Source organism: Rahnella contaminans (genome assembly GCF_011065485.1).
Lineage (GTDB): Bacteria > Pseudomonadota > Gammaproteobacteria > Enterobacterales > Enterobacteriaceae > Rahnella > Rahnella contaminans.
Map to the genome: position 1 here is coordinate 1428245 of NZ_JAADJS010000001.1, position 13441 is coordinate 1441685.

12 protein-coding genes are annotated in these 13441 nt (G+C 55.6%); 10 read left to right on the forward strand and 2 right to left on the reverse strand.

What is annotated here, in order from left to right; genetic code table 11:
* The first annotated feature begins 167 nt into the window (after positions 1 to 167).
* From GW579_RS06350 to GW579_RS06380, 7 genes are all read left to right on the forward strand, one after another.
* Positions 168 to 1067: a LysO family transporter gene (locus tag GW579_RS06350; protein WP_152324213.1), complete on the forward strand. Its 900-nt coding sequence runs from the start codon at positions 168 to 170 to the stop codon at positions 1065 to 1067.
* Positions 1068 to 1236: 169 nt separating this feature from the next.
* Positions 1237 to 2889, forward strand: a complete 1653-nt coding sequence (gene hcp / locus GW579_RS06355) for a hydroxylamine reductase (RefSeq protein WP_165058745.1) — start codon at positions 1237 to 1239, stop codon at positions 2887 to 2889.
* 7 nt (positions 2890 to 2896) lie between these two features.
* Positions 2897 to 3910, forward strand: a complete 1014-nt coding sequence (gene hcr, locus GW579_RS06360) for an NADH oxidoreductase (protein ID WP_165058121.1) — start codon at positions 2897 to 2899, stop codon at positions 3908 to 3910.
* A 213-nt stretch (positions 3911 to 4123) separates the two neighbouring features.
* The gene (poxB, locus tag GW579_RS06365) at positions 4124 to 5845 is read left to right on the forward strand and encodes a ubiquinone-dependent pyruvate dehydrogenase (RefSeq protein WP_165058123.1); all 1722 of its coding nucleotides are present in this window, start codon (positions 4124 to 4126) and stop codon (positions 5843 to 5845) included.
* Positions 5846 to 5935: 90 nt separating this feature from the next.
* Complete coding sequence (gene ltaE / locus GW579_RS06370; protein ID WP_165058125.1) at positions 5936 to 6949, forward strand: low-specificity L-threonine aldolase; 1014 nt, start codon at positions 5936 to 5938, stop codon at positions 6947 to 6949.
* An 81-nt stretch (positions 6950 to 7030) separates the two neighbouring features.
* A complete protein-coding gene (locus GW579_RS06375) occupies positions 7031 to 8467 on the forward strand; it encodes a DUF2867 domain-containing protein (protein WP_165058127.1) in 1437 nt (478 codons plus the stop codon).
* Between the two features lie 267 nt (positions 8468 to 8734).
* On the forward strand, positions 8735 to 9769 hold the full coding sequence (locus tag GW579_RS06380) for an NAD-dependent epimerase/dehydratase family protein (protein ID WP_152324218.1): 1035 nt from the start codon (positions 8735 to 8737) through the stop codon (positions 9767 to 9769).
* A 20-nt stretch (positions 9770 to 9789) separates the two neighbouring features.
* Here GW579_RS06380 and GW579_RS06385 read toward each other — a convergent pair whose 3' ends face one another.
* Positions 9790 to 10635, reverse strand: coding sequence for an N-acetylmuramoyl-L-alanine amidase (locus tag GW579_RS06385; RefSeq protein ID WP_152324219.1), 846 nt, complete (start codon positions 10633 to 10635; stop codon positions 9790 to 9792).
* Complete coding sequence (locus GW579_RS06390; RefSeq protein WP_013574757.1) at positions 10632 to 10958, reverse strand: heavy metal-binding domain-containing protein; 327 nt, start codon at positions 10956 to 10958, stop codon at positions 10632 to 10634. Before GW579_RS06390 ends, GW579_RS06385 begins: the two co-directional genes overlap by 4 nt.
* Positions 10959 to 11134: 176 nt before the next feature.
* On the opposite strand from GW579_RS06390, the gene GW579_RS06395 reads away from it, so the two are divergent.
* From GW579_RS06395 to artJ, 3 genes are all read left to right on the forward strand, one after another.
* Entirely contained in the window at positions 11135 to 11716 is a 582-nt protein-coding gene (locus GW579_RS06395; RefSeq protein ID WP_152324220.1) for a lipoprotein, read from the forward strand.
* Between the two features lie 211 nt (positions 11717 to 11927).
* Entirely contained in the window at positions 11928 to 12656 is a 729-nt protein-coding gene (gene artP, locus GW579_RS06400) for an arginine ABC transporter ATP-binding protein ArtP (RefSeq protein WP_152324717.1), read from the forward strand.
* Between the two features lie 48 nt (positions 12657 to 12704).
* Entirely contained in the window at positions 12705 to 13436 is a 732-nt protein-coding gene (gene artJ, locus GW579_RS06405; protein WP_101075960.1) for an arginine ABC transporter substrate-binding protein, read from the forward strand.
* Positions 13437 to 13441 lie beyond the last annotated feature (5 nt).

Here is a 13441-nt window from a genome sequence, read left to right on the forward strand (position 1 = left end):
TGCTTCCCTGAGCATGGCGTTAAAAAAGGGTTCAGGTCAAGCCCGCAGAACGCGCACTGCGTGCGGAAGCCGCTTTACAGTCTGGTTACTTTTCGTTAGCGTGTCGGGCGGCATTTTCTGTGTCGCGCTCCGTTCATGGAACCTCACTTTTCAGGGATTTTTGCATTATGTATTCCGGGCTGTTAATTATTCTTTTGCCGCTGATTGTCGGTTATCTCATTCCGCTCAAAAACCGGTCCCTGCTGCATCTGGTTAACCAATTGCTGAGCTGGATGGTGTACGTCATTCTTTTTATTATGGGCATCAGTCTGGCTTTCCTCGACAATCTCAGCGCGAATTTATTACTGATTTTCAAATATGCCGCCGTCTGCTTCCTGTGCATTTTCGTGATGAACTACGCCGCGTTATGGTTGCTCGAACGCCGCCGTCCGTGGAAAACCCAGCACAAGCAGGAAAAGCTGCCTTCACGCGTCCACATGGCGCTGGAATCCCTGAAACTTTGCGGCGTCGTCATCGTCGGTTTTGCACTCGGCCTGACGCAATGGCACTGGCTGACCTTCGCTTCGCAGGCCAGTGAAATCGCCCTGTTATTCCTGCTGGCGCTGGTGGGGTTGCAACTGCGCAACAGCAGCATGACGCTGCGCCAGATTATCCTCAATCGCCGCGGCATGATGGTCGCGCTCGTGGTGGCAGTCAGTGCGTTAATCGGCGGTGCAATTGCCGCCCTGCTGCTCGGTTTGCCGCTGAAAACCGGTCTGGCGCTGGCCTCAGGTTACGGCTGGTATTCCCTTTCCGGTATCGTTCTGACGGATTCGTTCGGGCCGGTGATTGGCAGCGCCGCGTTCTTCAACGATCTGGCGCGTGAGCTTTGCGCCATCATGCTGATCCCGACGCTGGTCCGCAGCAGCCGTTCGACCGCGCTGGGCCTGTGCGGCGCAACGTCGATGGATTTCACCCTGCCGGTTTTACAACGCAGCGGCGGGCTGGATATGGTGCCGCCCGCTGTGGTTCACGGTTTTGTGTTAAGCCTGATCGCACCGGTGCTGATGGCCTTTTTCTCCGCCTGATGTCTGCCCTTCCCGCTGTTTTCTGACAGCGGGAAATACCCCTGCAAAAATTGCTTTAAATCAACTTCCCCCCACTTTGTCTTAAAAACTCCTTCATTTCTTTTACCGCCGGTCTTAGGCTTGCATTAAAACAAGCATTTAAAATGCAACTTTATAAAAGGACCTCATGATGTTTTGTGTGCAATGTGAACAAACAGTCCGTACCCCGGCGGGCAATGGCTGCGCTTATGCGCAGGGTATGTGTGGTAAAACCGCTGAAACTTCCGATTTGCAGGACTTGCTGGTCGCCGTTTTACAGGGCTTATCGGCCTGGGCGCTGGCGGCGCGCGGTTACGGCATTGTCGATGAAGACATTGACAGCTTCGCGCCACGGGCCTTTTTCTCCACGCTGACCAACGTCAACTTCGATTCTGACCGTATCGTCGGCTACGCGCGTGAAGCGATTATTCACCGTGAAGCGCTGGCGGTTCGCTGCCGTCTGATGGATCCGGAAATCACCGTGGATCACCCGCTGGCGGTACTGGAACTGGTCAGCGATAACCTGAATGATCTGCAACAACAGGCTCAGCAATTTGCGCTTAACGGCGACAAAGCGCAGATCGGCGATGACATTCACGGGCTGCGCATGCTGTGCCTGTACGGCCTGAAAGGTGCGGCGGCTTACATGGAACACGCGCACGTTCTCGGCCAGTCGGATACCGCGATTTATGCCGAATATCACCGTCTGATGGCGTGGCTCGGTACGCAACCTTCCGACATGGGCGTGCTGCTCGAAAACGCGATGGCGATCGGCAAAATGAACTTCTGCGTGATGGCGATACTTGATAAAGGCGAAACGGACGCTTACGGCCATCCGCGCCCGACGTCCGTCAATGTGCGCCCGCTGGCAGGGAAAGCGATTCTGATTTCAGGCCATGACCTGAAAGATTTGCAGATGCTGCTCGAACAGACCGCCGGCACCGGCATCAATATTTATACCCACGGCGAAATGTTGCCTGCGCACGGTTATCCGGAACTGAAAAAATTCCCGCATCTGGCCGGTAACTACGGCAGCGGCTGGCAGAATCAGCAGGTTGAGTTTGCCAAATTCCCCGGCCCGGTGGTGATGACCTCCAACTGTATTATTGACCCTAACGTCGGCAACTACGGCGACCGTATCTGGACCCGCAGCATCGTCGGCTGGCCGGGCGTACAGCATCTGGAAGGCGAAGATTTCGCGCCGGTGATCAGCCAGGCGTTGCAACTGACCGGTTTCCCTTACAGCGAAATCGAACAGGAAATTACCGTCGGCTTTGGTCGCCAGACGCTGCTCAGTGCAGCCGATACCGTGATTGATTTAGTTGCCGCCAAAAAATTGCGCCATATCTTCCTGATCGGCGGTTGTGACGGCAGCCGCGGCGAACGCAGTTACTTCACCGATCTGGCGCGCAGCGTGCCGCAAGACTGCGCGATCATGACGCTGGCCTGCGGGAAATACCGCTTCAACAAACTGGACTTCGGCACAATTGAAGGCCTGCCGCGTCTGCTGGACGTCGGTCAGTGTAACGACGCTTACTCCGCGATTATTCTGGCGGTCAATCTGGCCGAAAAACTCGGTTGTGGCGTGAATGATTTGCCGCTGAGTCTGGTGCTTTCATGGTTCGAGCAGAAAGCGATTGTGATCCTGCTGACGTTGTTGTCACTGGGCGTGAAAAACATCGCCACCGGACCGACGGCTCCGGCCTTCCTGACCGACAATCTGCTGGCGGTGCTCAACGAACAGTTCGGCCTGCGTTCGATTACGTCGGTTGAGCAGGATCTGAAAACCATGCTGGCGGAGTAAATCTGAGATGAACTTTCCTTTATATCCTGACCAGCCGACGGCGCTGTGCCAGAACCGCATGCAGGTGTATTCCGTTACGCAGGAAACGCCCGATGTCTGGACGTTGTCGCTGATTAGTCACGACGTTTATCCGTATCAGCCGGGTCAGTTTGCTCTGGTGAATATCGGCCAGAGCGGTGACATACAGCGCGCGTATACGCTCTCTTCCACGCCGGGCCTGAGCCGGTTTATCCAGCTGACGGTGCGCCGGATTGACGGCGGTGAAGGCTCCGGCTGGCTGACGCAACAGGTTAAACCGGGCGATTACCTGTGGCTTTCGGACGCTCAGGGCGAATTCACCTGTGAAACACCGCAGCCTTTATTACTGCTGGCCGCCGGTTGCGGCGTAACGCCGGTGATGTCCATCGCACGCCGTGTTCTGGCGCATTCTCCGGCACAAAGCGTGCAGGTGTTTTACAGCGTCCGCAGCCCGCAGGACGTCATTTTTGCGCAAGAATGGCAGCGTATGGCGGCGCAATATCCGCAACTTCGTCTGACCATTCTGGCTGAAAATGACGCGGCACCGGGCCAGATTGCAGGGCGTCTCAGTCAGGACTTACTGCAAAGCCAGGTGGCGGATATCACTGCGCGCCGGGTGATGATTTGCGGGCCCGCGCCTTATATGGAACTGGCCGGGAAATGGGCAGCCGAGCTGGGTGTTCCGCCACAAAACATCGTTAAGGAACAGTTCCAGGCCACAGAAGTGGTTGTTTCCGCAGACCAGCAACTGACGCTGACCCGCCTGACGCCGCTTGCAAATTTCCGCGTGCCGGTCGGTTCAACGCTGCTGGCCGCCATGGAACAGTATAAACTGCCGGTCATGGCGGCCTGCCGCGCGGGCGTTTGCGGCAGTTGCAAAACCCGCGTGCTGTCCGGTGACTACACGACCACCAGCCGCATGACGCTCACCGACGAGGAAGTCGCGCAGGGCTACGTTCTGGCGTGCAGCTGTCAGCTTCAGGGCGACGTCACGCTCGCCTGATCCCCGCGCCTCCCACTGCCCGCTCATGACTTTTTACAGTCTGCGCGGGCAGATTTACAAAACTTCACCTTCCCTCCCCGCGTAATTTTGTATGGTTTAAGGCTGTGCATTCATGGATGTAATCAGTGGACTATGCTTAATCCACTTATTTAAAACCCGCCCGAAGACTTCGTGCATAACGAAGAGCACGGGCACACCGGAGGGAATCAGTTGATGAAACAAAGCGTAGCGTCATATCTGGCGAAAACTCTTGAAGCAGCAGGCGTAAAACGAATCTGGGGCGTAACCGGCGATTCGCTTAACGGGCTGAGCGACAGCCTGAACCGCATGGGCACCATCGAATGGCTCGGCACGCGTCATGAAGAAGTCGCCGCCTTTGCCGCCGGTGCCGAAGCACAAATCACCGGTGAACTGGCGGTTTGCGCCGGTTCCTGCGGCCCCGGCAACTTACATCTGATCAACGGCCTGTTCGACTGCCATCGCAACCACGTCCCGGTGCTCGCCATCGCGGCGCATATTCCCTCCAGCGAAATCGGCAGCGGCTATTTTCAGGAAACCCATCCGACCGAATTATTCCGCGAATGCAGCCACTATTGTGAATTAGTCACCAACCCGGAACAGCTCCCGCAGGTGCTGGCGATCGCCATGCGCAAGGCGATCCTGAACCGCGGCGTTTCCGTGATTGTTTTGCCCGGCGACGTTGCGCTGAAACCGGCACCGGAAGACGCCAAAGTCAGCTGGTATCCGCCGCAGTTGCCGAAAGTACAGCCTCAGCAGACCGAACTGGATAAGCTGGCCGAACTGCTCAATGCCGCGACCAACATCACCCTGATGTGCGGCAGCGGTTGTGCCGGTGCACACGACGAAGTGATCAAGCTGGCGGAAACCCTGAAAGCGCCAGTAGTCCATGCCCTGCGCGGCAAAGAACATATTGAATGGGATAATCCGTACAGCGTCGGGATGACCGGGCTGATCGGTTTTTCCTCCGGTTTCCACGCCATGATGAATGCCGACACGCTGATCCTGCTCGGCACGCAATTCCCGTACCGCGCGTTTTATCCGACGGACGCAAAAATCATTCAGATAGATATCAATCCGGGCAGTATCGGCGCGCACTGCCACGTTGATATGGCGCTGGTCGGCGATATCAAATCCACCCTGACCGCCGTTCTGCCGCAATTGCAGATGAAAACCGGGCGTAAGTTCCTCGACAAAGCCCTGAAGCATTATGAAGAAGCGCGCAAAGATCTCGATGCGCTGGCAACGCCGAACGACAAACAGGCGATCCATCCGCAATATCTGGCACAGCAAATCAGCCGTTTCGCCGATGCCAACGCCATCTTTACCTGCGACGTCGGCACGCCTACCGTCTGGGCATGCCGTTACCTGCAAATGAACGGCCAGCGCCGTCTGCTCGGTTCGTTTAACCACGGCTCGATGGCCAACGCCATGCCGCAGGCCATCGGGGCGCAGGCGATTGACCGCACGCGTCAGGTGGTGGCGCTGTGCGGAGACGGCGGTTTTGCCATGCTGATGGGCGATTTCCTGACGCTGGCGCAGCAAAAACTGCCGGTGAAAATTGTCATATTCAACAACAGCGTGCTGGGGTTTGTGGCGATGGAGATGAAAGCCGGCGGTTATCTGACCGACGGCACCGAGCTGAAGAACCCGGATTTTGCGGCCATTGCCGAAGCGGCAGGGATCAAAGGGATCCGCGTGGAAAAAGCTTCCGACGTGGACGCGGCATTGCAGGACGCGTTTGCTTATCAGGGGCCGGTGCTGGTGGATGTCATCACCGCCACCGAAGAACTGGCGATGCCGCCGCAGATTAAATTTGAGCAGGCAAAAGGCTTCAGCCTCTACATGCTGCGGGCGGTGATCAGCGGCCGGGGTGACGAAGTCATCGAACTGGCAAAAACCAACTGGCTGCGGTAACCCCGACAGGGATATAGTGGAGAGTCAGGCGGGCACAGGTTGCCCGCTTTTTCCTCCACTTAACATTCACCTGGTAGAAGGATTATTACGTTGATCGATTTACGCAGTGATACTGTAACCCGCCCCAGCGAAGCTATGCGTCAGGCGATGGCCAGCGCTGAAGTCGGCGATGATGTCTACGGCGATGACCCAACGGTAAATGCTTTGCAGGACCTGGCCGCGAAACTGTGTGGCAAAGAAGCCGCGCTGTTTTTACCGACCGGCACACAGGCCAATCTGGTTGCCCTGCTGACGCACTGTCAGCGCGGAGAAGAATATATTGTCGGCCAGAAAGCCCACAACTATATGTATGAAGCCGGCGGTGCCGCCGTTCTCGGCAGCATTCAGCCGCAGCCGCTAGATATGGCCGCCGACGGTTCCATTCCGCTGGATAAAGTCGCCGCTGCCATCAAACCCGATGACATTCACTTTGCCCGCACCCGTCTTCTGAGCCTGGAAAATACGCACAGCGGCAAAGTACTTCCGCTCGATTATCTGCAAAAAGCTTACGCGTTTACCCGCGAAAAAGGGCTGGCGCTGCACATTGATGGCGCGCGCATCATGAATGCCGCAGTAGCGCTGAACGTTGAGCTGAGCGAAATCACCCAATATTGCGACACCCTGACCATTTGCCTGTCAAAAGGTCTGGGCGCACCCATTGGTTCCCTGCTGGTCGGCAGCAAAGAGTACATCCATCGTGCGAACCGCTGGCGCAAGATGACCGGCGGCGGGATGCGCCAGTCCGGTATTCTGGCCGCAGCGGCCATTTATGCGCTGGAAAACAACGTAGCGCGTCTGAAAGATGACCATGACAACGCGCAATGGCTGGCTGAACAGCTGAGCAATATCGGCGTAGAAATCGCTGAGCCCGGCCCGCAGACCAACGTTCTGTACATCAAACAGAGCGCAGAACTGGCCGAAAAAATGGGCCCGTGGATGCGTGAGCGCGGTGTCATCATCAGCGCCGGACCGCTGACCCGCGTGCTGACTCACATCAACATCAGCCGTGATGACCTGCAAAAAGTCATCGCCCTGTGGCAGGAATTCCTGCACCAGCACGCCTGACAGTCAACCTGTCTGCGGCGGCAAGCCCTCCGGCTGCCGCCGTATTTTCATGATTTCCCCTACACTCAGAGCAAACGGATTATGCCAAGAATTGTCGTCCTCGGCGCCAGCGGATATATCGGACAACATCTGACTGCCCACCTGAGCCAGCACGGTTTTCAGGTCACTGCGGCTGCGCGGCGCATCGAATGGCTGCAACAACAAAAATGGCCTCACGTCCGTTGCTGTTTTGCGGATGTCTACCAGAGTAAAACGCTGGCCCGCGCCTTCGAAGATGCCGACGTGCTGGTGTATCTGGTTCACGCGATGTCAGAAGATGACGACCTGCTGGAAAAAGAGCGCCAGGCCGCGCAGCACACCTTGCTGGCGCTGCGCGACTCCTCCATCAGACACATTGTTTATCTCGGTTCCATGCAGCCGGAAGGCAACCATTCCCCCCATTTGCAGGCGCGTAAACTGACCGGTGATTTGCTGCGGATGAGCAATATTCCGGTCACCGAACTGCGTACCGGCATTGTGATCGGCGCAGGTTCAGCGGCGTTCGAAGTCATGCGCGACATGGTGTACAACCTGCCCGTTCTCACGCCGCCGAAGTGGGTTCGCTCGAAATCCTCGCCGGTGGCGCTGGAAAATCTGCTGAATTATTTGCAGGGTCTGGTGACTTTACCTGCCAGCGGAAACCGTATTTTTGACGCCGCCGGGCCGGAGTACATTAGCTATCAGACGCTGTTCGAGCGCTTTATTGCCCTGAGCGGGAAACGTCGCTGGCTGATCCCCGTTCCGCTGCCGACCTCTTTTGTTTCGGTGTATTTCCTCAGCCTCATTACCTCAGTGCCCACATCGCTCGCTAAAGCGCTGATTCAGGGGCTGAACCACGATCTGCCCGCCGACAGTGATGCGCTTCAGGCGCTGATCCCGCAGGAGCTGATTTCGATTGATGAGGCGATTCGCCGCACGCTGAAAAAGGAACAACAGCAGGTCATGGATTCGCCCGACTGGGGCTATGACCCGGACGCCCGTGCGCGCTGGCGGCCAGGCTACGGTTACTACCCGAAACAGGCAGGCTTTACGCTGGAAACGTCGGCATCAAAAGCATCTCTGTGGAAAGTGGTGCAGAAACTCGGTGGCGCGGAAGGCTATTTTTACGCTAACGGATTATGGAGGACGCGGGCACGCATCGACGATCTGCTCGGCGGTGGCGTGCAGTATGGCCGCCCTGACCGGGATGCGCTGAAAATCGGCGATAAAATTGACGGATGGAAAGTGATCAGCCTGAAACCCCAGCGCGAACTGGCGCTGTTATTCGGGATGAAAGCGCCGGGGCTCGGGCGGCTGACGTTCACTATCACCGACCACGGCGAAAGCCGCAGTCTGGACGTTCGCGCGTGGTGGCATCCGGCCGGGTTCAGCGGTTTGCTCTACTGGTTCAGTATGATGCCCGCTCATCAGTTTATTTTTCGAGGCATGGCGAAACGCATCGCCAGTCTGGCCCGTCAGAAAGACCGCTGCGGAAGCTGAAAGGGTTTATTTAAAGCGCAATCGCACAGTTTCAGACATTGCTGCCCCCCTTTCCCATTGCAACCCGCACAATTTCACGAAAGAATGGCGCGCTTATTGCTGAGAGGCGCCCCAGCCTCAGTAATTTCACTCATTGGGATGTACTCAAAATCATTCGGGTTGCAGCAAGGCAGCAAACGAATGAATCCCGATGAGCTGACTGGAGTCAGTGATTCGGGTGAATGAGAGCAGCGAACACCGCTGCAACGTGAAGGATGAAGAGTAGTTATGAGAGTTTTGGTTACCGGCGCTAGCAGCGGTTTAGGGCGCAATGCGGTTGAGTTTTTGCGAAATAAAGGGATTAAAGTCCGGGCGACGGGTCGCAATGCCGCCATGGGTTCACTTTTGCAAAAAATGGGCGCGGAATTCATTCATGCCGATCTCACCACGCTGGTATCGGCACAGGCCAAAGCCTTGCTCGCCGATGTCGATACCGTATGGCACTGTTCCGGGCTGATGTCGCCGTGGGGCAGCGAACAGGAATTTGAACTGGCAAACGTCCGCGCGACGCGTCGTTTGGGTGAATGGTCTACAGCGTACGGCGTGGAAAATTTCGTGCATATTTCGTCACCGGCGATTTATTTCGATTTCCATCATCACCGCGACATTCCGGAAGACTTCCGCCCTCACCGTTTCGCCAACTCCTTCGCCCGAAGCAAAGCCGCCGGTGAACAGGTGATCCACACGCTGGCGATGTCCAACCCGCAAACGCATTTCACCATTTTACGCCCGCAGGGTTTGTTCGGGCCGCACGATAACGTGTTGCTGCCCCGTCTGCTGCAAATGCTGAAATACGGCGGCACGCTGATGTTGCCGCGCGGTGGCGAAGCGCTGGTTGATATGACCTACGTGGAAAACGCGGTTCACGCGATGTGGCTGGCGACGCAGTCCGAATCTACAGAATCCGGGCGCGCGTTTAACATCACCAATCAGCAACCACGCCCGCTGCGCACCATGGTGAAACAGCTGATGGAAAGTCTGGACATCAAATACCGCATCCGCTCCGTGCCTTATCCGCTGCTGGATATGATGGCGCGCGGCATGGAACGCATCAGCAAAAGCTCACACAAAGAACCGGTGCTGACACATTACAGCGTCGCGAAACTGAATTTCGATCTCACCCTCGACACACAGCGCGCACAGAAAGAGCTGGGATATGTGCCGGTGATTTCGCTGGATCAGGGAATTATCCGCACCGCCACCTGGCTGCGCGACCACGGTAAACTTCAGGGCCTGCACGGCATCGGCCCGAAACGCGACTGACCGCCGGGTCAGCCGCTTACTCAGTTATTCGAATCCGGGAATTGCTGCAACAGCGCCAGAACAATGGCTTCTGACTGCGCATCCGCATTCCCGCGATAATCACTCTGCCTGAAATGCATCTGGAACGCCGAAATCACACGGCGCGCCTGCTCAGGCGTCATGTTTTCCGTCACGGTATAACCGTACTGTTTCAGCAAATTCAGAAGATGCGCCTGATCTACCGGCTGCTGCGGATTTCTGCCCGCCAGAAAATGGCTGACCCGCGCCGCATCCGGCCAGGCACCAATCCCCCGCTCCGCCATCTGTTGCCACGGGAATAAAGGCCCCGGATCGTCTTTACGCTGCGGTGCGATATCGCTGTGAGCGACCACATTACGCGGCTCAATCTGATAGCGCGCGACAATGCCTTTGCTCAGTTCAGCCAGCAAATCGATTTGCGCGGGCGGGAACGGGTAGAATTTTTTTCCCAGCAGCGTCGTGCTGTAGCCTTTGTTTTCCAGCTCAATACCGATGGACGTATCGTTCAGATTGGTGCGTCCGCGCCAGCCGCTGGCTCCCGCATGCCAGGCACGCATGTTTTCCGGCACCAGTTGCCACGCGACCGGTTTGCCGTTTTCAAGCGGCGGTTGCGCCGGGATCAGGTAATGCGCACTGACGTGTTCATCGGTAAGCGTATTTAATGCGTTGTGGAAATCTTCAGCCGTGTAGTGGATGACCAGAAAGCGCACCCGCTGATCCATGCCCTGCGCCTGCCGCGTGGTTTCCAGCCGGTAAGGTAAATTTTTCGCCTGATCACTGCTCTGACAGCCCGTCAGGGCCAGAAAAAGCGCAGCAATGACGCCGCTTCTGATGCCCGAACGCGTCATTTGCGATGCACAATAACAGCCGTACCGGAGACGCTCACCATCAGCATGCTGCTGTCTTTGCCCACGGTTTCATAATCGATATCAATGCCGACCACGGCGTTAGCACCGCGTTCTTTCGCCTGTTCTTCCAGCTCGCGAAAGGCAATCTCACGCGCTTTACGCAGTTCTTTTTCATACGCGCCGGAACGGCCACCGACGATATCGCGTACGCCTGCGAAGAAATCACGAAAAATGTTCGCACCTAAAATCGCTTCGCCTGTGACCACACCGCAATATTCCGCGATGGTAAAACCTTCCAGGGTCGGAGTCGTTGAAATTTGCATGAGTATTCCTTATCAGTTGTCGTCCACATGTCGGAGAAAAGCACCCGGATAGCATAAACGATGTATCCCGCCTGAACGTATCATTTCTCTGTGCCATGCATTAAGCCAAATCGGTTTTATACTGTAGGATTAAGAAAGTCATGGTGAAAACGTTCAATCTTTCAGTAAGGAATACGATGAAAAAGAAAATTCTTGTCGCCGCCATCCCTCTGGTATTGATGTTAAATGCCTGTACCACGGTCGACCCTGCCTATAAGGATATTGGTAGCCGCAGCGCGCCATGTATCGACGGTGGCCCCGACAGCGTCGCCCAACAATTCTATGATTTTCGTATCAAACAGGGCGGCAGCGGGATCCCGAACTCCGGCCAGCTCGCCGCTTACCGGCCTTATCTGAGCACCGCACTTTACGCGGCGCTGCTTAAAGCGCAGTCGCAGCCAAAAGTCGATATCGCGGCCTCGCCAAATGAGAAAGCCGGTGCAGGTTCAGGCGATGGCGACATTTTCTCCAGTCTGTTTGATGGCCCGACGTCAGCCTCCGTGGACAGCGCATCGACCATTCCAAACACCGACGCCCGCAATATTCCTCTGCGCGTAACCTTCACGCATGAGAAAGACAAAGGCGCATCCACGAGCTGGAAAGATGAAGTGTTAATGGTGCGCGAAGGCAAATGCTGGACAGTCGATGATGTCCGCTACATGGCGAATCTTGATTTTGCTTCCAGCGGCACATTACGCCAGGTTTTGGAACACCAGTAACGCGCCCGGCTTTCTAAAAAAACCACGCAAAAACGGTTGGTCAGTGATGAATAACGTCATTGACCAACACCCCTGTCACAGATAGTTAACAATATGTTGTGCTAGACTTTAGCCTTCCTGCGGCAACACATAATTTTTAAGCCGTGATCGTTGCATAACTATGCTGTGGAAGTTACCATCTGCGGCATCAATGGCTATTCACTATTTGCGCATGAGTATTCAACTTAATAGCATCAACTGCTTCTATGGCGTGCATCAGGCGCTTTTTGACATTCAGCTCGACTGCCCTGCCGGTGAAACCCTCGTTTTACTGGGTCCAAGTGGTGCAGGTAAAAGCTCTCTGTTACGTGTTCTGAACCTGCTGGAAATGCCCCGTTCAGGCACTCTGCAAATCGCCGGTAACACCTTCGATTTCACCCGCAAACCGGATGAAAAAGCGATCCGCGAACTGCGTCAGAACGTCGGCATGGTTTTCCAGCAATACAATCTGTGGCCGCACCGCACCGTGCTCGACAACTTACTGGAAGCCCCGATGCGTGTTCTGGGTCTGACAAAAGATGTCGCGATGCAACGTGCCCAGAAATTGCTGACCCGTCTGCGCCTGACCGATTACGCCGATCGTTTTCCGCTGCACCTTTCCGGTGGCCAGCAGCAGCGTGTGGCGATTGCCCGTGCGCTGATGATGGAGCCTCAGGTTTTGTTGTTTGACGAACCGACCGCCGCGCTTGACCCGGAAATTACCGCCCAGATCGTCAGTATTATTCGCGAACTGGCAGGCACCGGGATTACTCAGGTGATTGTGACCCACGAAGTGGAAGTGGCACGTAAAACCGCCAGCCGCGTGGTGTACATGGAAAATGGCCGCATCGTGGAACAAGGTGACGCGTCGATTTTCGCTCAGCCGAAAACCAAAGAGTTTGCGAGCTATCTTTCCCACTAAAACTGTTTCCTATCAACATATTGATTGATGTTTTCTACGGAGTAAGCGATGAAAAAATTAGTAATTGCCGCGGTTCTGGCGACCGTCAGTTTGTCTGCCAGCGCTGCTGATACCATCCGTTTCGCGATGGAAGCGTCTTATCCTCCGTTTGAGTTTGTAGACTCCAGCAATCAGATTCAGGGCTTCGATGTCGATCTGGCCAACGCCATGTGTAAAGAGATGCAGGCTACCTGCACATTCACAAACCAGGCCTTCGACAGTCTGATCCCAAGCCTGAAATTCCGTCGTTTTGATGCGGTTATTTCCGGTATGGACATCACGCCAGAACGTGAAAAACAAGTGTCTTTCACCAACGCTTACTATGATAACTCCGCTATTTTCATCGCTCACGCTGGCCAGTTCGCTGACGTTGCGGCGCTGAAGGGCAAACGCGTCGGGATGCAAAACGGCACCACTCACCAGAAATTCCTGATGGATAAACATCCGGAAATTACTGCCGTGCCTTACGACAGCTATCAAAATGCCGTGCTGGATCTGAAAAATGGTCGTCTGGACGCTGTGTTCGGTGATACCGCCGTAGTCAACGAATGGCTGAAGCAGAACAAAAATCTGGCCGCTGTAGGTGACAAAATCACTGATCCAACTTACTTCGGTACCGGTCTGGGTGTTGCCGTTCGTCAGAACAACACCGAACTGCTGACTAAACTCAATGATGCTCTGGCAAAAGTGAAAGCAGACGGCACTTACAAGACGCTGTATTCAAAATGGTTCCAGCAATAAGTTTG

Coding starts and splice junctions, on each gene's coding strand:
- GW579_RS06350 (WP_152324213.1), top strand. CDS start 168: ATGTATTCCGGGCTGTTAATTATTCTTTTGCCGCTGATTGTCGGTTAT.
- hcp (WP_165058745.1), top strand. CDS start 1,237: ATGTTTTGTGTGCAATGTGAACAAACAGTCCGTACCCCGGCGGGCAAT.
- hcr (WP_165058121.1), top strand. CDS start 2,897: ATGAACTTTCCTTTATATCCTGACCAGCCGACGGCGCTGTGCCAGAAC.
- poxB (WP_165058123.1), top strand. CDS start 4,124: ATGAAACAAAGCGTAGCGTCATATCTGGCGAAAACTCTTGAAGCAGCA.
- GW579_RS06375 (WP_165058127.1), top strand. CDS start 7,031: ATGCCAAGAATTGTCGTCCTCGGCGCCAGCGGATATATCGGACAACAT.
- GW579_RS06380 (WP_152324218.1), top strand. CDS start 8,735: ATGAGAGTTTTGGTTACCGGCGCTAGCAGCGGTTTAGGGCGCAATGCG.
- GW579_RS06385 (WP_152324219.1), bottom strand. CDS start 10,635: ATGACGCGTTCGGGCATCAGAAGCGGCGTCATTGCTGCGCTTTTTCTG.
- GW579_RS06390 (WP_013574757.1), bottom strand. CDS start 10,958: ATGCAAATTTCAACGACTCCGACCCTGGAAGGTTTTACCATCGCGGAA.
- GW579_RS06395 (WP_152324220.1), top strand. CDS start 11,135: ATGAAAAAGAAAATTCTTGTCGCCGCCATCCCTCTGGTATTGATGTTA.
- artP (WP_152324717.1), top strand. CDS start 11,928: ATGAGTATTCAACTTAATAGCATCAACTGCTTCTATGGCGTGCATCAG.
- artJ (WP_101075960.1), top strand. CDS start 12,705: ATGAAAAAATTAGTAATTGCCGCGGTTCTGGCGACCGTCAGTTTGTCT.